The sequence below is a fragment of the Nocardioides sp. genome (genome assembly GCF_036405735.1).
GTDB lineage: Bacteria > Actinomycetota > Actinomycetes > Propionibacteriales > Nocardioidaceae > Nocardioides.
On record NZ_DASWXC010000074.1, the window covers coordinates 18,660 to 38,945 of the forward strand.

Sequence of the window (20,286 nt, forward strand, 5' to 3'; positions counted from 1 at the left end):
GACGTGAGTCCCGGGTGGTCAGGCGGTGGTGTCGACGTACGCCGCGACGCTCACCCGGCTGGTGGCCTGCGCGAAGCGGTCGGTCACCCGCAGCTGGCTGCGGTGGGAGCCGAGCCGGTCGGTCACGAGCGCTGCCACCTGCTGCTGGCGCTGTAGCAGCAGCTCGGCGCGCGGCACGAGCGATGCGGGGATCGGGACGGCCGGAGCCGGGGGCGTCCAGGCGCTGGGCTGGGCCTCCGCGGCGTCGGCGGCGGTGGGTGTGCCGGTGACGAGCGCCTCGGCGCGCTCCAGGTCCCGCTCGAGCTCGTCGAGCAGGTTCTCCCACAGTGTCATCGCCGTGGGGAGGGTGGAGACGGGCATGCGTGCTCCTGTCAGTGGGCGGCCTGGAGCGCCGCGGTGCGCCAGGTGTCGCAGAGGGCGGTGGCCAGGCCCAGGCACCACTGCGTGGTGCCGAGGTCGCGCCGCACGTTGGCCTGGACCAGCTGGCTGCGCAGGAAAGCGTAGATGCTGGCCAGCTGCGGGCCGGCGGAGAACATCTCCGGCTTCAGGCTGGCCTCGAGCTCGAAGACGATGTCCTGGGCGTGGACGAGGTGGGTGGTCGCCTCGCTGTGGTTGCCGGCCTGCTGTGCGGCCTGGGCGCGCTCGAGGTCGAGGACGAGCCGCTCGACCAGCATCACGAGCAGACGGGCCGGCCCGGCGGTGGTGACCGAGCTGCCGACGTAGGCGTTACGTGCCTGGTTGGAGTACATCGCTCTCGCTTCTCCCGTGGGCTAGCGGCTGTTGTTGGTCGTCAGTCCGGCCAGCTGGCTGACCAGCCAGTTGCCCTGGGCCTGGAGGTTGCTGAGCGTCGTCTCCATCGTGAGGAACTGCCGCTCCAGGGTGGTCCGGCGCAGCGCCAGCCGCCCGTCCCACGCCTCGATGCTGTCGTTGAGGGTCTCGATCGTGGTCTTGCGGCCCTGGATCGAGGTCGTGATGGTGCCCTCGAACCGGTCCGACGCCTTCTCGGCGACCTTCTGGATCCGCGCTGCGAACCCGTCGGGGCCGGTGAACGCGGTGGTCACCTCGTCCGGGTTCGCGGCGTAGGCCGCGGCGAACGCCTCGGCGTCGAAGGTCAGCTTGCCGAACCGGTCGAGCTCGACGCCGTACTTCGCCAGGGTGGTGTTGTCGGCCGGGTAGACGGTGTCGAGCAGCTCGCCGGAGATGCGGCGGACCGTGCCGTCACCGGCCAGCACACCGGCCTTGGTGGGGTCGGTCGGGTTCTGCGCCGTCTGCGTGGCGATGGCGGAGAGCAGCTCGTTGACGCTGTCGACCATCGACTTGACCGACGCGCTGCGGGAGGCGGCGTCGCGGGCCACGGTGATCTGGGCGGTGGCGCCGACGGCGGTGGTGGGCGCGACCGTCACGCTGACGCCGGTGACGGCGTCGGTGTAGGTGTTGGTCTCGCTGGAGATCGCGACGCCGTTGACGGAGATGCGCCCGTCGGCACCGTTGGCGGCGGTCAGCGTCTGGGTGCCGTTGCTGATCGAGAAGTTCGAGTCGGTGCCGGTGTTGGTCGAGGTGACCTCGAGGACGGGGCCGGAGTCGCCGTTGATGACCCGCGCGGTCAGGCCGGTCTTGGTGGAGGTGGCGTTGATCTTGGTCGCGACCTCGCCGTACGTCGGGTCCGCGTCGGTGCTGAACGTGATCGGGTTGCCGTCACCGTCCAGGAGCGGGTCGCCGTTGCCGTCGCGGATGGTGAAGGTCGAGCTGGCGTCGAAGACCGTGCCGGTGAGCGAGGTGCTGGCGGAGGTGGCGATCGCGTCGACCTTGACGCTGAAGCTGCCCGCGCTGGCGGTGTTGCCGGCGGTCGCCTTGATGGCGTCGAGGGTGGTGCTGGTGGACAGCGTGCCCCAGGCACCCGAGCTCGTGGAGGTCGTGGCCAGTGCCTTGGCGCTGGTGGCGAGCGCGGCCAGCTTGCTGTTGAGGTTCTGCAGGGCCGTGACGGCGCTCTGCTCGCTGGTGACGCGGCTCTTGAGCTTCGTCTGCGAGATCGCCTCGAGCTGCATCAGCTGGTCGATCATCTCAGCGGTGTTGATGCCGCTGGCGAGTCCGCTCACGCTCGCTGTCGCCATGGGATCCTCCGTGATCGCGCTGGGTCAGGTGCTGGGTCAGGAATTCGGGGTCGGTGGCGGCCACCGCCGGTTCCATCGGCAGCGTGGCGCAAATGCTGAGTGCCGGTGGGCCCGAAGTTGGGCCCACCGGCACTCAGGTGAACTGCTGGGCCCTCAGCGAGGGCCGGTCGTCAGTCCGATCAGCCGAGCAGCTGCAGGACGCCCTGCGGGGCCGAGTTGGCCTGCGCGAGCATCGCGGTGCCGGCCTGGGACAGGATCTGCGAGCGGGTGAAGCTCATCATCTCCTGGGCCATGTCGGTGTCGCGGATGCGCGACTCCGACGCCGACAGGTTCTCGATCGCCACGTTCACGCTGTTGATCGTGTGCTCGAAGCGGTTCTGGTAGGCACCGAGCTGGGCGCGAGCGGTCGAGATGTTGCCGATGGCGGTGTCGAGGGCCTCGACCGTCGTCTGCGCCGCGTCGTGCGACGAGACGTCGAAGGAGACGCCGCTGGTGGCGGTGGTGACGCTGGCCGCGCTCAGCTCGATCGAGATCGCGCTGTTGGTGTCACCGTCGGCGCCGACCTGGAAGTTCAGCGTCTCGCTGCTGTCGAGCAGGTTGCGACCGTTGAAGTTGGTCGACGACGCGATCCGGTTGAGCTCGTTGGTGAGCTCGGTCGCCTCCTTCTCGATGTTGGTGCGAGCCTCGGAGTTGTTGCTGTCGTTCGCACCCTGGACGGCGAGGTCGCGCATGCGCTGCAGGATGGAGTGCACCTCGGTCAGCGCACCCTCAGTGGTCTGGACGACGGAGATGGCGTCCTGCGCGTTGCGCACGGCCATCTTGAGACCGCCGACCTGCGAGCGCAGGCCCTCGGAGATGGCGAGACCGGCAGCGTCGTCGGCGGCACGGTTGATCCGGAAGCCGCTGGAGAGCTTCTCCATCGACTTCGAGAGCTGGCCCTGCGTGACCGACAGGTTGCGGTAGGCGTTGAGCGCCTCGACGTTCTGGTTGATGCGGAGACCCATGGTGATTCCCTCCTGGAGTGATAGGTCAGGTGGAGCTCGAGATCCCATCCGTGGGATCTCGACGCGCTCCCATCGGCGGCGTCCCTGATCGGTTGAGGAGATCTGCGCAACAAACCGTCGGTATGTCCAAACCGACCCGACGTCCTGCGCAGCGGCGGACAGGGAACGGCGCGCAAATGCGCACCACGCCCCCGCGGGCGCGGGGGCGTGGGTACGCCGGAAGGCAGTGCCGTCCGGTGGGGACCCGGCTGAGGACGGTCAGCCGGCGGCGCCCAGCTGCCCGCCGAGCGGGCCCTGGAGCGAACTCTGGAGTGGATCCGCGTCGCGTCGCCGGGGCCGGCTGGCGGCCTCGGCGTGACGGGTGGCGACGGCGGCGAAGTAGGCCTCGCGGCGGCGGTTCGCGCAGCCGTTCGGCTTGCCGACCGGCTGCACCAGCGACGGCTCGAGGGCGTGGTTGAGCGCGTCGCGCAGCAGCACCAGCGCCTCCGCCCGCATCTGGGAGATCCGGGAGTCGGTGACGCCGAGCTCGGCGGCGATGTCGGCCATCGGCCGCTCGGCGAAGAAGTAGTCCTGCACGACCGTCCGCAGCCGCTCCGGCAGCTCGACGATGGCCTCGCGCAGGTAGGCGAGCTTCTCCTGGTGCTCGATCAGCTGCTCGGGGCTGGGGGCCCGGGTGGGCACCAGCTCGTCGAGCGAGGCGGAGGTCGAGCCCTGCAGCGAGAGCACCTGGGCGCGGTTGACGTCGTCGTCGTTGGCGACGACCTCCTCCACGGACATGCCCAGCGCGCTGGCGACCTCGGCCACTGTGGGGGTGCGGCCGAGGGCGCCGGACAGGCGGATCCGGGTCTCCTCGAGGTCACGGGCGCGTCGGCGTACCGACCGCGACGCCCAGTCGACGCTGCGCAGCTCGTCGAGGATCGCGCCGCGGATGCGGGTGGCGGCGTACCGCTCGAACGGGACGCCTCGCTCGGCGTCGAACGCCTGAGCCGCCTGCACCAGCGCGGTCAGGCCCGCGGAGGTGAGGTCGTCGCGGCTCACGTGGGACGGGACGCGGCCCATCGTCTCGCGGACGATGTGTCCTACCAGCGGCATGTTGCTGGTGATCAGGTCTTCGGCGCGGGGGTCGCCGGCGTGCTCGGTCACGGGAGGACTGTTGCAATCCATTGAGCCTTCTGTCGCGTCAATGGAGATAAGAAGTCCTCATGGCCAACGAAATTAGGACCCTGGTCCTAGTTCGCCTGCCCGATCGGGTGGTGCGGGTCACCCTCCGGCCTAGTCATGGTCGCCAGATCCACTCGATGGCAACGCGTTGGCAACAAATGTTCAGGAAAGTTGTGGGCCGGGCGATGTGACTACTGCGATCCACGACGGGTCGTGGAGACGTCGATCGGAAGGCAGGGACGGTGGAGAAGCTGTCGCTGATCCTCTGGCGTGAGCGTGAGCTGCTGGAGCTGCTCGCCTTCAAGCTGGAGCTGGAGGAGCTGGTGCTGGCCAGTGGCCGCACCCGGTGGCTGGCCCGTGCCACACGGGAGGTCGAGGAGGTCCTCGGCACGCTGCGCGAGACCGAGGTGCTCCGTGCCCTGGCGGCCGACGAGGCCGCCGAGTCCGTGGGCCTGGAGCCCAACCCCACGCTCTCCGCGCTCGCCGAGCGCGCCGAGGAGCCCTGGCGCACGATCCTCGTCGACCACCGCGACGCCTTCATCGCCGCGACGCGCGAGATCGCCGACCTCGCCGAGAGCAACCGGGGCCTCATCACGGCCGGCTACCGCTCCGCCCGCGAGACGCTGCTCGCCATCCGCGGCAGCGCCGAGGGCTACACGCCGGCCGGTGCGGCGGTCGTCGACACCCCGCGCCACCGTCTCGTGGATCGGAGCCTGTGAGTCATGGCCGGTACCTTCTCGTCCTTCAACACCGCGCTCTCCGCGATCCGGTACAACAACACGGTCCTGCAGAACGCCAGCAACAACATCTCCAACGCCTCGACCGAGGGCTACGTCCGTCGCCGGGTGCTCGGCGGCGAGATCGGCGGCCCGGACCAGCCGGCGATGTACGCCCGCTACGACGGACACGGCGAGGGGGTGCGGGTCACCGACGTACAGCGCCAGGTCGACGCGTTGCTCGACGCCCGGCTGCGGCGCGAGGTCTCCCAGCAGTCCTACCTCGACACCCAGGCCGCCGTGCTCGGCCGGGTCGAGACCGGCATCGGCGAGCCCGGTGACAACGGCGTCGCCGCCGCGCTCGCGGCGTTCAAGAAGAGCTGGGAGGACCTGGCCAACGACCCCGGCGTCGACGCGCCGCGCCAGCAGGTGCTGGCCCGGGCCTCGATCCTCGCCGACACCCTGGCGGCCCAGTCGCGCAACATCAGCGGCGAGGAGGCCGACCAGCGCGTCAAGACCCTCGGCATCGTGTCCGAGATCAACATCGCCGCCCGTGACCTGGCCGAGCTCAACGAGAAGATCCACGTCACCGAGCTCAACGGCATCGACAACAACGCGCTGCGCGACACCCGCGACCAGCTCGCGCTGCGGCTCTCGGAGCTGACCGGTGGGGCCACCACGGTGCGCGCGGACGGGATGTTCGACGTCTCGGTGAACGGCACCTCGCTCGTCTCGGGGGGCCAGGCGGGCACCTTCGAGGTGACCGCCGGCATCAACCCCGACGGCACCGCGACCGGCGCGCCGATCGCCTTCGGCATCAACGACGGTACGACGACCACGGCCGTCCCGGTCGCCGGGCTCCGCGGCGAGCTGGGCGCGACCCACGACATGCTGGCGACGACCCTTCCGGGCCACCGGCTCGCGCTCAACGCGCTCGCTGCCGACTTCGCCTCGACCATCAACGCGTTGCACGTCGGGACGGCGACCAACGACGCCTACGACCGCAACGGCAACCCGGGTGGCGCGTTCTTCAGCGTCGTGGCCGGCGACGAGGCGGCCACGCTCCAGGTGCTCATCACCGACCCCGACGAGATCGCCGCCTCCGGCATCGCCAGCGTGGGCGGCAACCTCGACGGCGGCAACGCGCACCGCATCTTCGACGAGGCCTTCGGTGCGGCGTCCGGCGAGTACCAGCGCATGGTCAACTCCTTCGGCACCAACGTCGCGGCCGTCGAGCGCAAGGCCGCCAACCAGGCCGCGATGACCGCCCAGGTCAGCAACTCCTGGGAGGCCCAGGCCGGCGTCAACCTCGACGAGGAGACGGTCACGATGGTGACGGCCCAGCGCGCCTTCGAGGCGGCCGGCAAGCTGATGACGGTGCTCGACAGTGTGCTCGACACGCTCATCAACCGGACCGGGGTGACGCGCTGATGTCCTTCCGCGTGACGCAGCGGATGATGACCGCCGACTCCCTCGACGCCCTGCAGCGCGGCCTGGCCCGCTCGGCCAAGGTGCAGGAGCAGCTGTCGACCGGCCGGATCCTCAACCGGCCCTCCGACAACCCGACCGACGCCACCGCCGCGATGCGGCTGCGTGGGGCGATCGCGGACAGCGAGCAGTTCGTCCGCAACGCCGAGAACGGCATGGGCTGGCTCGGCCAGGTCGACAGCACCCTGCAGCAGATGACCAACCAGACCCGCAAGGCACGGGAGCTCGGCCTGACCGGCGCCAACGACGGCGCCATGGGACCGGCTGCCCGCGACGCGCTCGCGGTCGAGATCGAGGAGATCCGCGAGGGCCTGATCGCCGCGGCGAACAGCAAGTACCTCGACCGGCCGATCTTCGGAGGCATCACCGCCGGGGACTACGCCTACAACCCCGACGGCTCGTTCGCCGGGGTCGCCGGCGAGGTGACCCGCAAGGTCGCCCCGGGTGTCAGCGTGCGGGTGGACACGCTCGGCACCGAGATCTTCGGCTCGCCGGGCACGACCGACAACCTCTTCGCCGACCTGGCCGATCTCGCGACCAATGTGCGCCTCGGCAACAGCGTCGCCGTCCGGGCCGGGATCAACGCGCTCGGCGCCCGGATGGAGGCCATCACCGCCGGCCTCTCCGACGTCGGTTCGCGGATGAACCGGGTCGAGTCGGCGCACGCGGCGGCCACCGCGGCGGCCGAGGAGCTCAAGACCAACGTGAGCACGATCGAGAACACCGACCTCGCCAAGGCGGCCGTGGACCTCCAGCTGCAGGAGGTGGCCTACCAGGCCGCGCTCGCGGCCACCGCGCGTGTCCTGCAGCCCAGCCTGCTCGACTTCCTGCGATGATCGTCAGCGTCGTCCCGTCCCAGGCGCAGGAGGAGCACGCAGCCATGTCCGCAGCCATGTCCGGAGCCACGCCGGGTCAGTTCGCGCCCGAACCCGTGGACATCCCGGTCATCGAGCTGGTGCACCCCATGCCGGGCTTCCCGTCGGAGCGGCGCTACACCCTGGTCAAGCTGGACGACGACGGCACCCTGTGCGCGCTGCGCTCCCTGGAGCGCGAGGACCTGGAGTTCGTCGTGGTGCCGCCTCTGACGTTCTACCCCGCCTACGCCCCGGAGATCGGTGACGACGTCGTCGCCGACCTCGGCGTCGAGCAGGCCGCCGACGTGCTGGTGCTCCTCATCGTGCACGCCGGGGCCGACCTGGCCTCGACGACGGTGAACCTGCGGGCCCCCCTGCTGGTCAACCTCGCGACGCGCCGCGCCGCGCAGGTCCTCCTGGACGATCCCGACCTGCCGGTTGCGGCGCCGCTGGTGGCGTGAGGCGGCAGCCGCCGGCCACGCGCGATAGCGTGGCGTCATGCTGGTCCTGAGTCGTCGCGTCGGTGAGAGCGTGGTCGTCGGCGACGACGTCACCATCACCGTCCTGGAAGTGCGCGGCGACGTCGTGCGCGTCGGCATCGACGCGCCCCGCTCCGTGCGGGTGCACCGCGCCGAGCTGCTGGCCGAGCTGGCCAGCTCCAACCAGGAGTCGGCCTCCCCGGCTCGCGACGCCGTCGCGTCGCTGGCGCAGGCGCTGCGCGAGCGCAGCTGACGGCTCCGCCGGGCCGGCGGCAAAATTTAACGGCACCTCGTGCCATTCGAGGCCTCCGGCCTGCCGGGAACGCTCAGCCGCCCCTCGGTGCCGCCGATGCTTCCCAGCGGAGGAGGCACACAACAGCTATGGACGACGACGCCGAGATCATCGCGGAGTTCCTCGTGGAGTCCCACGAGAACCTCGACCAGCTCGACCGTGACCTGGTCGAGCTCGAGCAGCACCCGGGATCCCGGGAGCTGCTGTCGAGCATCTTCCGCACGATCCACACCATCAAGGGGACCAGCGGCTTCCTCGCGTTCGGGCGGCTCGAGCGGCTGACCCATGTCGGGGAGACGCTGCTCTCGCAGCTGCGCGACGGCGAGAAGGCGATGACGCCGCCGATCGCCGAGGCGCTGCTGCGGATGGTCGACACCGTGCGCGCGCTGCTCGACGTGATCGAGCGCACCGGCAAGGACGAGGACGAGAGCGTCGAGGTCGCACCGGTGGCCGCGGTCATCGAAGCGCTGCTCGCCGGCGTGGAGCCTGAGGCGGAGGTCCCCGACGAGCTGCCCGCTGAGCTGCCCGCTGAGCTTCCGGACGTGCTGCCCGTCGTGCTCGCGACGCCCGAACTGGCGCTCGCCGGTGCCGGCGTCACCCCGGGTGTCAGCGGCAACGGCGCCCTGCCGACCGCTCCGCCCGACAGCCAGGAGCAGGCCGTGGTCGTGGCGCCCGCCGTGGCGTCGTACGTCGCCGAGGCGGTGCCCGCGACCGGCGAGCCCGAGCCTCACCCGGACCCGGCGGAGGACGCGGCCGAGCGGCGCACCGTCGTCGACTCCTCGGTCCGCGTCGATGTGGACCTGCTCGACAACCTGGTCCAGCTGGTCGGTGAGCTGGTGCTCACCCGCAACCAGCTGCTGCAGCGCAGCGAGATCTCCGACGACGTCGAGCTGGTCCGCGCCAGCCAGCGCCTCGACCTGGTCGCCAGCGAGCTGCAGGAGTCGGTCATGAAGACCCGCATGCAGCCCATCGGCCAGGTCTGGGCCAAGATGCCGCGCATCGTCCGCGACCTGTCGCACCAGCTCGGCCGCGAGGTCGACCTGACGATGGAGGGGCACGAGACCGAGCTGGACCGCAGCCTCCTCGAGGCGCTCCGCGGTCCCCTCACGCACCTGGTCCGCAACTCCCTGGACCACGGGATCGAGCGTCCCGAGGACCGCCTGGCGGCCGGCAAGCCGCGCTCCGGGAAGCTGCTGCTGCGCGCCTTCCACGAGTCCGGCCAGGTCGTCGTCGAGATCACCGACGACGGCAAGGGCATCGACCCGGACAAGATCGCGGCGGTCGCCATCGAGCGCGGCGTCGTGAGCCGGGAGCAGATCGCGCGGCTGGACACCAAGGAGATCGTCAACCTGATCTTCCGTCCCGGCTTCTCCACCGCCACCGAGATCACGAACGTGTCGGGCCGCGGCGTCGGCATGGACGTCGTGCGCACCAACATCGAGCGCATCGGCGGCTCGGTCGACCTGCAGAGCGAGGTCGGTCGCAGCACCACCGTGCGGGTGCGGATCCCGCTGACGCTGGCGATCATCCCGGCGCTGGTCGTCGGCGAGGGCGCCGAGCGCTACGCGATCCCGCAGGCCAACCTGGTCGAGCTGGTCCGCCTTGAGGGCGAGGACCTGGAGCGCAGCGTCGAGCGGCTGGCGGGTGCGCCGGTGCTCCGGCTGCGCGGCAAGCTGCTGCCGCTGGTCTCGCTCAGCGAGGCGCTCGGTGGCGAGCCCGAGCAGGTCGAGGCGCTCACCGTCGTGGTGCTGCAGTCCGATGACCTCCGCTTCGGCCTCTGCGTCTCCGCGGTGCACGACACCCAGGAGATCGTGGTCAAGCCGATCGGGCGCCAGCTGAAGAACCTCACGATGTACGCCGGCGCCACCATCATGGGCGACGGCCGGGTCGCCCTGATCCTCGACGTCGCGGGCATCGCCGCGTCGCGCAGGATCGAGGCGACCGAGAACGAGGTGACCGAGGTCCGCGCCGTCGATGAGGACGCCGTCGCCCTGCTCGTGCTGGAGGTGGCCGGCGGCCAGCGCGCCGCCCTGCCGCTCTCGGCCGTCGCCCGGCTGGAGGAGTTCCCGCGCGACCGCGTCGAGCGCACCGGTGGCTCGGAGGTGGTCCAGTACCGCGACGGTCTGCTGCCGCTCGTGCGGCTGGCACCGGCGATCGGGCTGCCGGACAGCTCCTTCGACAGCGAGCAGATCTCTGTGGTCGTGCACGAGCGCGACGACCGGGCGGTCGGCATCGTCATCGACCGGGTCCTCGACGTCATCGAGACCTCGGTCATCACCAGTCAGGTCGGCCACCGCTACGGCGTGACCGGGTCGGCCGTCGTACAGGACCGGGTCACCGACCTGGTCGACCTGGAGGCCGTCGTGGCCAGGACGGGGGTCGGCGCGTGAACGCCGCAACGGTGGCAGGGGGTTCCTTCGGCGGGCTCACGGAGCAGTACTGCACCTTCTGGGTCGACGACCTCTACTTCGGGGTGCCGGTCGACGGCGTCCAGGAGGTGCTGCGCCACCAGCCGATGACGCCGGTGCCGCAGGCGTCGGAGGCGGTGCGCGGGCTGATCAACCTGCGCGGCCAGATCGTCACCGCCGTCGACCTGCGGGTCCGGCTCGGGCTGCCGCCGCGCGCCGACGACGCTCTGCCGATGAACGTCATCGTCCGCAACCGGGGCGAGGTCGTCAGCCTGCTGGTCGACGACATCGGCGACGTCATCGACACCAGCGGTCACGGCGGCAGCGAGCTGGAGGCGCCGCCGACCAACATGCCGCCCCAGGTGCAGCAGGTCGTCCTCGGGGTCCGGCCGCTGGATGAGTCGATCCTGCTGGTGCTCGACGCCGACAAGGCCGTCGACGTCTCCGCCGCCCCGGAGTCGGTCAACGGCTGACGACAGGACTCACGACCGGGCTCACGACCGGGCTGACGGCCGGGTCGGCGTCAGCCGTGGACGGGCTCGGCGATGCCGTGGCGCTGGCCCGGGACGTCCACCTCGGCGCTGTCGCCCAGCGCCGCCATCTCGCCGCGCAGCTTGAGGGCGAGGACGGCGGCCTGGGTGCGGTGCTCGACGCCGAGCCGCGCCAGCATGCCGGTGACGTGGTTCTTGACCGTCTTCTCGGCCAGGAACAGCCGCTCGGCGATCTGCCGGTTGGTCAGGCCCTCGGCGATGAGGAAGAGGATCTTGCTCTGCTGCGGGGTGAGGTCGGCCACCAGGTCGAGCGTGCGACGGTGGAAGTCCACCTGCTCGACGACGCGTGAGGCGACCGCCGGGTCGATGAGGCTGTGCCCGCTGGCGACCAGTCGGACGCCGCTGATGAGCGAGCTGCCCTCGATCTGCTTCAGCACGTAGCCCGAGGCGCCGGCCATGATCGCGGCCGAGATGGCGGTGTCGTCGTCGTAGCTGGTCAGGACGAGTCCACGGATCGAGGGGTCGACGGCCCGCATCTCACGGCACACGTCGATGCCGGACCCGTCGGGCAGGTGGGCGTCGAGGACGGCGACGTCGGGGCGGAGCCGGAGGATCTCCGGAAGTGCCTCTGCGGCGGTGCCGGCTTCGCCGACGACCTGGATGTCGCCCTCGGACTCGAGCAGACTGTGGACCCCGCGGCGGACGATCTCGTGGTCGTCCAGCAGGTACACCCGGATAGGCCCTCCCTCTTGCATGGGCGCATCATCGCGCAGTCGGGCCCTGCTCCGCAGGAGAATCGGCGCGCTTCGCTGCCGTCGATGCGTCTGCGTCACGCTCAGCGCGGGACGGCGACGTCCTCGTCCTTCGCCAGCCCCGTCTGCAGGGTGTGGGCGACCGAGCGGAGCTGGCCGAGCAGGTCGAGGAGCTCCTGGCGTCCGACGGGTGCGGCGCCGACGACCATCGGTCGCAGGGCACGCTCGGCGGCCTCGTGGATGGAGAGCCGTACGCCGAGCTCGACGCGGTAGACGGTGTCGGCGAGCTCGAAGTCGATGTCGGCGACGGTGGCCGCGAAGTAGCCCAGCCGCGGGTCGCGCACGAGGATCTCCTCACCAGGCTCGAGGCCGCGGCGCAGCGACGTGTCGGTGTGCCGCAACACGACCGAGCGGCTGCGACGGGTGAACTCGCCCAGCTCGACGTCGATGGTCTCCATCAGCGCTCCTTCCCGACCGGGGTCTACCCGGCCGGCTCCCCAACGAAACATCGGAAAGGAGGTCACGCCCGGTCTGGACCGGGCTCGGCAGCCCTCGACAGCCCTGCCCCCTACCCTGAGCCCATGGCCTCCTCGTCCTCCCGTCCAGCCACCCGTGAACTCGATCTCGTCCTGTTCGGCGCGACCGGTTTCACCGGCGGGCTGACTGCCGACTACCTGGCGAGCGTCGCTCCGGCCTCCCTGCGCTGGGGTCTGGCCGGCCGGAACCTCACCAAACTTGGGGAGGTCCGCTCCCGGTTGGCGGCCCACGATCCTCGGTACGCCGACCTGCCGCTCCTCCACGCCGACGTGGCGGACCCCGGGTCGCTGGCCGCGGTGGCCGAGCGGACGCGGGTGCTGGCGACCACGGTCGGGCCCTACCTGCGTCACGGGGAGCCGCTGGTGCGCGCCTGCGCGGACGCCGGCACGGACTATCTCGACCTGACGGGCGAGCCGGAGTTCGTGGACCGGATGTACCTGTTGCACCACGCCACGGCGGTCCGCACCGGCGCCAGGCTCGTCCACGCCTGCGGCTTCGACTCCATCCCGCACGACCTCGGCGCCTACTTCACGGTGCGCCAGCTGGGTCCGGTGACCGAGCCGCTGACGATGCGCGGCGTGGTCCGGGCCGGTGCCGGCCTGTCGGGCGGCACGTTCCACTCCGCTCTCGAGCAGTTCTCGCGCGCCCGTCAGCTCCGCTCGGCCATGGCCGAGCGTCGGCGCACCGAGCCCCGGCCCACCGGCCGCTCCTCGCGGGCGGTCAGTGCCCCTCCGGGACGCGACCAGGAGCTGGGCTACTGGCTGGTGCCGCTCCCGACGATCGATCCCGCCGTGGTGGCCCGCAGCGGTGCGGCGCTCGCGGAGTACGGCCCGCGGTTCCGCTACTCGCACTTCGCCGGGACCCGGACGCTGCGGTTCGCGGTCGGGGGCGCTGTCGCCGTCAGCGGCCTGGCGCTCGGCGCCCAGGTCTCCCCGCTGCGGCGGTTCCTCGGCTCCCGGGTCCCGCAGGGGGAGGGCCCCTCGCCGCGCCACCGCGAGCGGTCGTGGTTCACGGTCGACTTCCTGGCCGAGACCGGGGGCCGACAGCTCCGCACGCGCGTCAGCGGCGGGGACCCGGGCTACACCGAGACCGCGAAGATGCTCGGCGAGGCGGCGCTGTGTCTGGCGCTGGACGACAACCCGCCCACCGCCGGCCAGGTCACCCCGGCCCAGGCGATGGGCGAGCAGCTGCTCGGCCGGCTGCAGCGCGCCGGGCTGAGCTTCGAGGTCGTCTGACCGCGTCCAGACACCGTCCGGCGGTCGGGCCTTCCGGGCCTGACTCAGCGGTCGTCGTCGCGCGGGTCTCCCGTGTCGCGCCGGGTGTTCATGTCGGCCTCGGCCGCGGGGTCGGGGGCGACCCGTTGCGTGTCGGTCGAGACGTCCTTCGAGCGTCCCCGGTCGATCACCCAGGCGGCCATGAACCAGCCGCCGACCACGATCACACCCACGATGATCAGCACGATCCACCAGTTCATCGGGCCACCTCCACCTTGTCGTCCAGCTTCTGGTCACGGGCTGCCATCGCCCGTACGGCGGGCAGCACCTCTTCTCCGAACCGCGTGATCATGTCGCGGTAGTGCGGGCCGATGTTGGCCACGTAGACCTCCTCGAACCCCGCGTCGACGTAGGGCTGGAACGACGCGACGTGACGCTCGAGGTCCGGCCCGCACACCAGGCTGTCACGGGTCATCTCCGGCGTCACGAGCTGTGCGGCCTGCTCGAAGTGGCGCGGCGTCGCCAGCACCTGCGCCAGCTCCCCGGGAAGTCCGGACGTCGCCCAGAGCCGGTGGGCGTGCCTCACGCCCTCCTCCTCACTGGACGCGTACGCCGCCTTGAACCCCGCCGCCGCGGGCTTGCCCCCCGAGGTCTCCCGGAACAGGTCGAGCAGGTCGGTGTCGGGACTGGTCGTGATGTAGCCGTCGGCGATGCGGCCCGCCAGCCGGACCGACTTCGGGCCGAACCCGGAGACGTAGACCTCGGGCGGCTCGTCGGGAAGCGTGTAGATCCGCGCGTTGTCGACCGTGTAGTGACGGCCGCGGTGCTCGACGTTCTCCCCGCTCCACAGCCGGCGCATGACGTCGACGGCCTCATCGAGCATCTCCAGCCGTACGTCGGCCGACGGCCATGCGTCGCCGTGGATGTGCTCGTTGAGCGCCTCGCCGCTCCCGACGCCCAGCCGGAACCGCCCTTCGTGCATCACCGCGGCTGTGGCCGCCGCCTGGGCCGTGATGACGGGGCTCATCCGCATGGTCGGGCAGGTCACCGCGGTGGTGACCGGGAGTCGGGTCACTCGGGAGAGGGCTCCGATCACGCCCCACACGAACGGGCTCTGGCCCTGCTCGTCGTTCCACGGGTGGAAGTGGTCGCTGATCCAGAGCGCCTCGAAGCCCGCCTCCTCGGCGAGCAGCGCCTGCTCGAGGAGCTCCCGGGGCTCGTACTCCTCGCAGGACAGGAAGTAGCCGATCTTCATGCCGGCGCCGGTACCCGGTCGATCGCGTGCGCACCCGCGGCATGGTGACGCGTTGATTTCCTGCACTCGGTGGAATTTTGCCCTCACCCCGCTACAGCGCGGGGGCAGCGGGCCGAAGGGAAGGTGCCGCCCCCTCCGGCACCGGCCGCATCCAGCCGGCGATCGACCTGCTCCCCGGGAGACCCCGTATGACCACGCTCGCCCAGCCGACCGTCCTGTCGCAGACCCAGGCCGTCGGGCCGCTAGCGAGGGTCGGCCGCTGGTTCGACGACAGGGCGATCAGCACCAAGCTCATGATCGCCGTCGGGACGCTGGCGATCGTCGCGATCGCGAGCGGCGTCGTGGGCGCGCAGGGCATCTCGCGGGCGACCGACTCCGGCCAGCAGCTGGCCGCGACGCAGGCCGACGTCATCGCGCCGCTCGGCAAGATCCACCAGGACCAGATCAAGGCCCGCATGCAGGTCGCGATGCTCGCCCTCCAGACCGACGAGGAGGCCTTCGCCGACTGGCTGGCCGCGATCGAGGAGAACGACGCCGGGGTCGACGCGTACAACGCCCAGCTCGCCGGCGCGCTGGGGGACGAGCCGTGGTGGCAGACCTACACCGAGGCGTGGAGCAGCTTCAAGGAGCTGCGTGACGAGCTGCTGGTGCCGGCGGCCGAGGCGGGCGACGTCAAGCGGTTCACGAGGCACTACGACGAGCAGGTCGCCCCGGTCATCAGCCAGATGGCGGACTCGCTCGACGCCGGCGGCGTGAGCAACGTCGAGTACTTCACCGACAGCGCCCAGGCGGCCGTGGAGGAGGGCGACCGTGCCTACCGGATGCAGTTCGTCGTGCTCGGGATCGGCCTGGTCCTGGCGCTGGGACTCACGCTGCTGATCGCCCGTGCCATCCGGCGGCCCATCCTGGCGGTCAAGGACGCGCTGGAGGGGATGGCCGAGCGCGACCTGACCGTCGTCGCACCGGTCTCCTCCCGCGACGAGGTCGGTCAGATGGCGGACGCGCTGCGGCGTACGCAGGCGAACTTCCGCGCCGTGATGGCGCAGGTCGTCGGCTCGGCCGACGCGGTGGCCGCCTCGTCGGAGGAGCTGTCGGCGTCGACCGTCCAGATCGCGTCGGCCGCCGAGGAGACCAGCGTCCAGGCCGGCACGGTCGCCACGGCCTCGGAGCAGGTCGCCCACAACGTTCACACCGTCGCGGCCGGCTCGGAGCAGATGGACGCCTCCATCCGGGAGATCGCCCGCAACGCCACCGAGGCCGCCCGGGTCGCCTCCACGGCCGTGAGCGCGGCGCAGGCCACCAACGACACCGTGCGCCGCCTGGGCGAGTCCTCCGAGGAGATCGGCGTGGTGGTCAAGGCCATCACCTCGATCGCCGCGCAGACCAACCTGCTGGCGCTCAACGCCACCATCGAGGCGGCCCGCGCCGGCGAGATGGGCAAGGGCTTCGCCGTGGTCGCCAACGAGGTCAAGGACCTCGCCGAGGAGACCTCGAAGGCCACCGAGGAGATCGCCGCCAAGGTGCAGGCCATCCAGGCCGACACCGCCGGCGCGGTCGAGGCGATCGCCCAGATCGCCGACATCATCGCCACGATCAACGAGTCACAGCTGACGATCGCCTCGGCGGTCGAGGAGCAGACCGCCACCACCAACGACATGAGTCGCAGCGTCGCCCAGGCGGCCAACGGCTCCAGCGACATCACCCGGACCATCACCGGTGTCGCCGAGGCCGCCGCCAGCACCACCCACGCCGTGACCCAGTCGCACACCGCCACCCAGGAGCTGGCCCGGATGGCGTCCGAGCTGCGCTCGGAGGTCGCATCGTTCGTCTTCTGAGCCGCAGGCGCGACGCCGTCTGTCATCCTGGGCACGATCCCGAGCATGCCGCCGGCCTGCTGAGGGCTTTCGCGTGGAAGGACCTGCCGTCCTGAGTACGACGGCGCGCGTCGCTCACCGACGACACGTGGCGGCTGCGTGTGCGATCTGTCGTTCTATCTGTCCTCGGATCTCCGTCGGCCATTGCTCGATGAAGCGCGACAGCTGCGGGGCGTGCCACTCCTCACGCTCGAGGAAGGCGATCACCACGCAGTTCGCGGCATGTGCGTCATCCTCGGTCAGGGCGGCGTTGAGAACCCTGACGGCGCGCAGCGCGAGCTCGGTCTCTCCGCGGGCGTAGGCATCCAGAACGAACGGTGCGAGCTCGCCGCAGAACGCGAAGGGTGCCGGCGCCTCGTACCGATGTCGCATGTGGACGTCGATCGGCTCGGCCTCCGGGACGGCATCCAGGACCCGCGCCATGAGTCGCTCCGCGGCGTTCGACGCGGGTCGACGCGCAACGGGAACCGTCGCGCGCTTCTCGGGCCGCCGAAAGTAGGTCGGGCGCCACCAGTAGAGGGACTGCAGGTCCTCTGGCCAAGGGATGTGCGCAGCGGCGTCAGGGGATTGCTCGAAGTCGTCGACGGTGGGGTCCAGGGGCCGCCAGCCGGGCTCACGCCCCTCATCCTCGTGGGGAGGTCGGACCTTCGTGCGCGCACTGGCAGCGAACGCTCCGAACGCCTGGTAGTTGCGCTGCGCCTCGAGCAGGGCCATGGCATTCGGGCCCTCGTCGACGAGCGGCCACCGCAGAGCGACCGGATCGTCCTCCCACCAGCACACATGACACAGGTCGTAGTCACCCGGCCCCTGGTCGAGCGTCCGATAGCCGCAACAGGGACACGGCCACTTGATCGTCACCGCACCGATCCTGCCGTAACGCGCGCCTCGGTGCGCGGACCGCAGGCTCAGTCGCCTGGGGCATACTTGGCGGCGGTTCGGCCCCGGTAGCTCAGTGGATAGAGCAGCCGCCTCCTAAGCGAAAGGTCGCGAGTTCGACTCTCGCCCGGGGCACCCAGACGCACGTCACGTTGCGTCCTCGGTTGGGGGAACGCACCTTCTCTGGGTCAGAATTGGATGTCCCGCGTACTCTCGCGGTGCCCCAGCCCGCAAGCCCAGCCCCCGCCCGGACCAGACGGTGAGACATGACCGACGTTGAGCGCCCCGCCGACGTCGAGTCGACGTCCCCGCGTGGGCGTCGCATCGACGCGTCCATGCCCGACCCGCGGGTGCAGGTCCGGTCCGCCTCGCGCACCGGCCGCGGCGGCAAGCGGCGGGCGCGCAAGCGCAAGCGGCACACCGTCGCCAAGGTGGTGCTCTCGACGCTGCTGGTGCTCGGCATGGTCTCCGGGTTGGCCGTCGCCTACCTCTACCGGCAGCTCAACGGCAACCTCACCATCGCCGACTACGCCGGCCAGATCGTCGAGCCGGCGCCCGAGAAGGTGCAGTTCAGCGGTCCGACCGACCCCATCAACATCCTGATCATGGGCGAGGACTCGCGCGACTGCGAGGGCTGTGGCGTCGACGGCGAGAACACCGCCGGCCTGTCCGACACCACGATCCTGCTCCACCTCTCCCGGGACCGGAAGCACGCCTACGGGATCAGCATCCCGCGTGACTCCCTGGTCGAGCGGCCCGACTGCCGCGACGAGGAGGGCGAGATCATCGAGGGCTCGAGCCGCGCGATGTGGAACGCGGCGTTCGCGTATGGCGGCCCCGCCTGCACGATCAGCCAGTTCCAGCACGTCACCGGCATCGCGATCGACTACTCGGTGACGGTGAACTTCGGCGGCTTCAAGGGGATGGTCGACGCCGTGGGCGGCGTCGACGTGTGCGTCCCGGAGACGTTCTACGACTCCTACACCAAGACCACGTTCAAGGCCGGCACGCGCAAGCTGAGCGGCAAGAAGGCGCTCGCCTACGTCCGCGTGCGGCACAACATCGGCGACGGCTCCGACATCGGCCGCACCCGCCGCCAGCAGGCCTTCATCGCCTCCATGGTCAGCGAGGTCATGTCGGCGAACACCCTGGCCAACCCCATCAAGGTCGTCTCGTTCCTCAACGAGGCCACGAAGTCCCTCGAGCTGGCCGAGGTCAACACCACGGGGCTCGGCAACATCCAGGAGCTGGCGGGGCTGGCCCTTCAGTTCAAGAACATCAGCCTCGACAAGATCGAGTTCATCACCGTGCCGTTCGTCTACGGCAGCGGCGATGACCGCGGCCGGGTGGTGTGGACCGACGAGGCCGACGAGATCTGGGAGCGGATCCGTGAGGACCGAGCGCTCGGCGACCGGCTCACCGCCGGCTCGATCCGGGTCGACCACCTGCCCGGCGGCGAGAAGACCCCCACGGCACCGGCGGGGGAGGCCACGGACGGCCCGACCGACGAGCCGACCAACCAGCCGACCGACGAGCCCTCGGCCGGCAGCTCGCCGAGCGCCGACGCGCCCACCGACGAGGCGCCGACCGACGAGGCATCCCCCGCCGACGGCCGCTCCGAGGAGGAGAAGGCCCAGCTCGAGTTCTACGGGCTCTGCACGTGAGCGACGCGCAGGACCCTCAGCAGCCCGCTGAGACCGAGTGGGAGCGCAAGCGCCGGCTGGCGCGGATCTTCGGCGACGTACTGCCCGAGACCACGCGCGACGAGCGCGATCCCGAGGAGCCGGCCGTCGAGCGCGGCTCCGACGCGTGGCTGCGCTCCCAGGTGCCGCCCCACCACGGCTCCTGACCGGCTCCTGACCCGGCTCCTGCCGCCCCGGGCACCTGACCTGGCCAACGTTCCACCGGCGTGTCGCGGTGGGGGATGTCAGGTGCGCGCGCGACAGCCGGCGGGGGAGGGTGTCAGGGCGTGGGACGCTGAGCGGCGAGGAGATCGCGGATCTCGGTGAGCAGGGCGACGTCCTCGGGTGTGCCGGGCTCGTTGGTGGCGGGGAAGTAGCGCTCCTTGGCCTTGGTGTACGGCACCACGATGAAGAAGTAGACGACGGCCGCCAGGATGAGGAAGGCGATCACCGCGGTCAGCCAGGCGCCCACGCTGATGCCCTTCGGGTTCCAGTCGGAGAAATCAGGCGTGCCGCCGGCCTTGCCGACGAGATCCATGATGAGCGCGACCGTGGCGGTCACGACGGTGGCGAACGCGCTGCCCATGATGAACGCGACGGCGAGCTCGACCAGGTTGCCGCGCAGGATGAAGTTCTTGAAGCCGGTCATGCCTACTCCTCGCTCTGCGGGTGTGGGCTCCGCGAAGCCCCCGAGTGGCATCGACCCTAGGACGCGAAGGCGTAGGTGAGGAAGGACCGCACCGACGCCGCCGTGACCTCTTCGACGGCGCTCTGTGCGACGCCGATGACCACGAGACGGCCACCGAGCCCGCTGGCGGTGGCTGCCTCGGCCCGCACCTCCGGCACGGCCAGCACGAGTACGCCGGCCGCCACCTGCTCGGCCCCGCCCGGATCGCTCCCGGCCGCTCCGGAGGGGTCGACGGCGAACAGGTCGATGCGGTCCCCGGGCCGCAGCAGCTCGACCAGGCCCGGGTCCGGCAGCCGGACCGGGACCGCGACCCGTCCCGGGTGGGCGTCGGCCAGCCCGGGGCCGACCAGTCGCGCGTCGGTCACCGGCTCGCCGCGGCGTAGCGGCGCCGCGAGCAGCCGGCC

23 protein-coding genes and 1 tRNA gene are annotated in these 20,286 nt (G+C 71.0%); 12 read left to right on the forward strand and 12 right to left on the reverse strand.

Annotated elements, in window-relative coordinates; genetic code table 11:
• Positions 1 to 18: 18 nt before the first annotated feature.
• The 5 genes from VGE38_RS12025 to VGE38_RS12045 all read right to left on the reverse strand — a co-directional run bounded on the left by VGE38_RS12025 (position 19) and on the right by VGE38_RS12045 (position 4,258).
• Positions 19 to 360: a hypothetical protein gene (locus VGE38_RS12025; protein WP_331142782.1), complete on the reverse strand. Its 342-nt coding sequence runs from the start codon at positions 358 to 360 to the stop codon at positions 19 to 21.
• A gap of 11 nt (positions 361 to 371) precedes the next feature.
• A complete protein-coding gene (gene fliS / locus VGE38_RS12030; protein WP_331142783.1) occupies positions 372 to 749 on the reverse strand; it encodes a flagellar export chaperone FliS in 378 nt (125 codons plus the stop codon).
• Between the two features lie 21 nt (positions 750 to 770).
• The gene (fliD, locus tag VGE38_RS12035; protein ID WP_331142784.1) at positions 771 to 2,111 is read right to left on the reverse strand and encodes a flagellar filament capping protein FliD; all 1,341 of its coding nucleotides are present in this window, start codon (positions 2,109 to 2,111) and stop codon (positions 771 to 773) included.
• Between the two features lie 179 nt (positions 2,112 to 2,290).
• Positions 2,291 to 3,115 (reverse strand): flagellin N-terminal helical domain-containing protein, encoded by an 825-nt coding sequence (locus VGE38_RS12040; RefSeq protein ID WP_331142785.1) that lies wholly within the window; start codon positions 3,113 to 3,115, stop codon positions 2,291 to 2,293.
• Positions 3,116 to 3,373: 258 nt separating this feature from the next.
• Positions 3,374 to 4,258, reverse strand: coding sequence for a sigma-70 family RNA polymerase sigma factor (locus tag VGE38_RS12045; protein WP_331142786.1), 885 nt, complete (start codon positions 4,256 to 4,258; stop codon positions 3,374 to 3,376).
• A 260-nt stretch (positions 4,259 to 4,518) separates the two neighbouring features.
• Between VGE38_RS12045 and flgN the strand changes: the two genes are divergently transcribed.
• The 7 genes from flgN to VGE38_RS12080 all read left to right on the forward strand — a co-directional run bounded on the left by flgN (position 4,519) and on the right by VGE38_RS12080 (position 10,986).
• Positions 4,519 to 4,995: a flagellar protein FlgN gene (gene flgN / locus VGE38_RS12050; RefSeq protein WP_331142787.1), complete on the forward strand. Its 477-nt coding sequence runs from the start codon at positions 4,519 to 4,521 to the stop codon at positions 4,993 to 4,995.
• A gap of 3 nt (positions 4,996 to 4,998) precedes the next feature.
• Positions 4,999 to 6,423 carry a flagellar hook-associated protein FlgK gene (gene flgK, locus VGE38_RS12055; protein WP_331142788.1) on the forward strand — a complete coding sequence of 475 codons (1,425 nt, stop codon included), beginning with the start codon at positions 4,999 to 5,001 and terminating at the stop codon, positions 6,421 to 6,423.
• A complete protein-coding gene (locus VGE38_RS12060) occupies positions 6,423 to 7,316 on the forward strand; it encodes a flagellin N-terminal helical domain-containing protein (RefSeq protein ID WP_331142789.1) in 894 nt (297 codons plus the stop codon). The genes flgK and VGE38_RS12060 overlap by 1 nt, the downstream gene beginning before the upstream one ends.
• The gene (gene fliW, locus VGE38_RS12065; RefSeq protein WP_331142790.1) at positions 7,313 to 7,795 is read left to right on the forward strand and encodes a flagellar assembly protein FliW; all 483 of its coding nucleotides are present in this window, start codon (positions 7,313 to 7,315) and stop codon (positions 7,793 to 7,795) included. Before VGE38_RS12060 ends, fliW begins: the two co-directional genes overlap by 4 nt.
• Positions 7,796 to 7,832: 37 nt before the next feature.
• Positions 7,833 to 8,066, forward strand: a complete 234-nt coding sequence (csrA, locus tag VGE38_RS12070; RefSeq protein ID WP_331142791.1) for a carbon storage regulator CsrA — start codon at positions 7,833 to 7,835, stop codon at positions 8,064 to 8,066.
• A 128-nt stretch (positions 8,067 to 8,194) separates the two neighbouring features.
• Positions 8,195 to 10,495: a chemotaxis protein CheA gene (locus VGE38_RS12075; RefSeq protein WP_331142792.1), complete on the forward strand. Its 2,301-nt coding sequence runs from the start codon at positions 8,195 to 8,197 to the stop codon at positions 10,493 to 10,495.
• The gene (locus tag VGE38_RS12080) at positions 10,492 to 10,986 is read left to right on the forward strand and encodes a chemotaxis protein CheW (protein WP_331142793.1); all 495 of its coding nucleotides are present in this window, start codon (positions 10,492 to 10,494) and stop codon (positions 10,984 to 10,986) included. Before VGE38_RS12075 ends, VGE38_RS12080 begins: the two co-directional genes overlap by 4 nt.
• A 50-nt stretch (positions 10,987 to 11,036) precedes the next feature.
• Here VGE38_RS12080 and VGE38_RS12085 read toward each other — a convergent pair whose 3' ends face one another.
• Positions 11,037 to 11,759 carry a response regulator gene (locus tag VGE38_RS12085; protein WP_331142794.1) on the reverse strand — a complete coding sequence of 241 codons (723 nt, stop codon included), beginning with the start codon at positions 11,757 to 11,759 and terminating at the stop codon, positions 11,037 to 11,039.
• A gap of 80 nt (positions 11,760 to 11,839) precedes the next feature.
• Positions 11,840 to 12,214 (reverse strand): hypothetical protein, encoded by a 375-nt coding sequence (locus tag VGE38_RS12090; RefSeq protein WP_331142795.1) that lies wholly within the window; start codon positions 12,212 to 12,214, stop codon positions 11,840 to 11,842.
• 123 nt (positions 12,215 to 12,337) lie between these two features.
• Between VGE38_RS12090 and VGE38_RS12095 the strand changes: the two genes are divergently transcribed.
• The gene (locus tag VGE38_RS12095) at positions 12,338 to 13,528 is read left to right on the forward strand and encodes a saccharopine dehydrogenase family protein (RefSeq protein ID WP_331142796.1); all 1,191 of its coding nucleotides are present in this window, start codon (positions 12,338 to 12,340) and stop codon (positions 13,526 to 13,528) included.
• 44 nt (positions 13,529 to 13,572) lie between these two features.
• Here VGE38_RS12095 and VGE38_RS12100 read toward each other — a convergent pair whose 3' ends face one another.
• Both VGE38_RS12100 and VGE38_RS12105 read right to left on the reverse strand, forming a co-directional pair.
• Positions 13,573 to 13,767, reverse strand: coding sequence for a hypothetical protein (locus VGE38_RS12100; RefSeq protein WP_331142797.1), 195 nt, complete (start codon positions 13,765 to 13,767; stop codon positions 13,573 to 13,575).
• Complete coding sequence (locus tag VGE38_RS12105; protein WP_331142798.1) at positions 13,764 to 14,762, reverse strand: TIGR03557 family F420-dependent LLM class oxidoreductase; 999 nt, start codon at positions 14,760 to 14,762, stop codon at positions 13,764 to 13,766. Before VGE38_RS12105 ends, VGE38_RS12100 begins: the two co-directional genes overlap by 4 nt.
• Positions 14,763 to 14,950: 188 nt before the next feature.
• Here VGE38_RS12105 and VGE38_RS12110 point away from each other — a divergent pair, with 188 nt between their 5' ends.
• The gene (locus VGE38_RS12110; protein WP_331142799.1) at positions 14,951 to 16,597 is read left to right on the forward strand and encodes a methyl-accepting chemotaxis protein; all 1,647 of its coding nucleotides are present in this window, start codon (positions 14,951 to 14,953) and stop codon (positions 16,595 to 16,597) included.
• 114 nt (positions 16,598 to 16,711) lie between these two features.
• Here the strand turns inward: VGE38_RS12110 and VGE38_RS12115 are convergent, their stop codons facing one another.
• Positions 16,712 to 17,494, reverse strand: a complete 783-nt coding sequence (locus VGE38_RS12115) for a DUF7674 family protein (protein ID WP_331142800.1) — start codon at positions 17,492 to 17,494, stop codon at positions 16,712 to 16,714.
• An 80-nt stretch (positions 17,495 to 17,574) separates the two neighbouring features.
• On the opposite strand from VGE38_RS12115, the gene VGE38_RS12120 reads away from it, so the two are divergent.
• From VGE38_RS12120 to VGE38_RS12130, 3 genes are all read left to right on the forward strand, one after another.
• Positions 17,575 to 17,647: transfer RNA gene (locus VGE38_RS12120), tRNA-Arg, on the forward strand.
• A gap of 131 nt (positions 17,648 to 17,778) precedes the next feature.
• Positions 17,779 to 19,176, forward strand: coding sequence for an LCP family glycopolymer transferase (locus VGE38_RS12125; RefSeq protein ID WP_331142801.1), 1,398 nt, complete (start codon positions 17,779 to 17,781; stop codon positions 19,174 to 19,176).
• Positions 19,173 to 19,361, forward strand: coding sequence for a hypothetical protein (locus VGE38_RS12130; protein ID WP_331142802.1), 189 nt, complete (start codon positions 19,173 to 19,175; stop codon positions 19,359 to 19,361). The genes VGE38_RS12125 and VGE38_RS12130 overlap by 4 nt, the downstream gene beginning before the upstream one ends.
• A gap of 113 nt (positions 19,362 to 19,474) precedes the next feature.
• Here the strand turns inward: VGE38_RS12130 and VGE38_RS12135 are convergent, their stop codons facing one another.
• Positions 19,475 to 19,843, reverse strand: coding sequence for an MscL family protein (locus VGE38_RS12135; protein WP_331142803.1), 369 nt, complete (start codon positions 19,841 to 19,843; stop codon positions 19,475 to 19,477).
• A 56-nt stretch (positions 19,844 to 19,899) separates the two neighbouring features.
• A partial coding sequence (locus tag VGE38_RS12140; protein WP_331142804.1) for an RcpC/CpaB family pilus assembly protein occupies positions 19,900 to 20,286 on the reverse strand: 387 nt, incomplete at its 5' end.

What these genes read in the sequence shown, in the direction of transcription:
- VGE38_RS12025 (WP_331142782.1), bottom strand. Translation starts at nt 360, where the DNA reads ATGCCCGTCTCCACCCTCCCCACGGCGATGACACTGTGGGAGAACCTG.
- fliS (WP_331142783.1), bottom strand. Translation starts at nt 749, where the DNA reads ATGTACTCCAACCAGGCACGTAACGCCTACGTCGGCAGCTCGGTCACC.
- fliD (WP_331142784.1), bottom strand. Translation starts at nt 2,111, where the DNA reads ATGGCGACAGCGAGCGTGAGCGGACTCGCCAGCGGCATCAACACCGCT.
- VGE38_RS12040 (WP_331142785.1), bottom strand. Translation starts at nt 3,115, where the DNA reads ATGGGTCTCCGCATCAACCAGAACGTCGAGGCGCTCAACGCCTACCGC.
- flgK (WP_331142788.1), top strand. Translation starts at nt 4,999, where the DNA reads ATGGCCGGTACCTTCTCGTCCTTCAACACCGCGCTCTCCGCGATCCGG.
- VGE38_RS12060 (WP_331142789.1), top strand. Translation starts at nt 6,423, where the DNA reads ATGTCCTTCCGCGTGACGCAGCGGATGATGACCGCCGACTCCCTCGAC.
- fliW (WP_331142790.1), top strand. Translation starts at nt 7,313, where the DNA reads ATGATCGTCAGCGTCGTCCCGTCCCAGGCGCAGGAGGAGCACGCAGCC.
- csrA (WP_331142791.1), top strand. Translation starts at nt 7,833, where the DNA reads ATGCTGGTCCTGAGTCGTCGCGTCGGTGAGAGCGTGGTCGTCGGCGAC.
- VGE38_RS12075 (WP_331142792.1), top strand. Translation starts at nt 8,195, where the DNA reads ATGGACGACGACGCCGAGATCATCGCGGAGTTCCTCGTGGAGTCCCAC.
- VGE38_RS12085 (WP_331142794.1), bottom strand. Translation starts at nt 11,759, where the DNA reads ATGCAAGAGGGAGGGCCTATCCGGGTGTACCTGCTGGACGACCACGAG.
- VGE38_RS12090 (WP_331142795.1), bottom strand. Translation starts at nt 12,214, where the DNA reads ATGGAGACCATCGACGTCGAGCTGGGCGAGTTCACCCGTCGCAGCCGC.
- VGE38_RS12095 (WP_331142796.1), top strand. Translation starts at nt 12,338, where the DNA reads ATGGCCTCCTCGTCCTCCCGTCCAGCCACCCGTGAACTCGATCTCGTC.
- VGE38_RS12100 (WP_331142797.1), bottom strand. Translation starts at nt 13,767, where the DNA reads ATGAACTGGTGGATCGTGCTGATCATCGTGGGTGTGATCGTGGTCGGC.
- VGE38_RS12105 (WP_331142798.1), bottom strand. Translation starts at nt 14,762, where the DNA reads ATGAAGATCGGCTACTTCCTGTCCTGCGAGGAGTACGAGCCCCGGGAG.
- VGE38_RS12110 (WP_331142799.1), top strand. Translation starts at nt 14,951, where the DNA reads ATGACCACGCTCGCCCAGCCGACCGTCCTGTCGCAGACCCAGGCCGTC.
- VGE38_RS12125 (WP_331142801.1), top strand. Translation starts at nt 17,779, where the DNA reads ATGACCGACGTTGAGCGCCCCGCCGACGTCGAGTCGACGTCCCCGCGT.
- VGE38_RS12135 (WP_331142803.1), bottom strand. Translation starts at nt 19,843, where the DNA reads ATGACCGGCTTCAAGAACTTCATCCTGCGCGGCAACCTGGTCGAGCTC.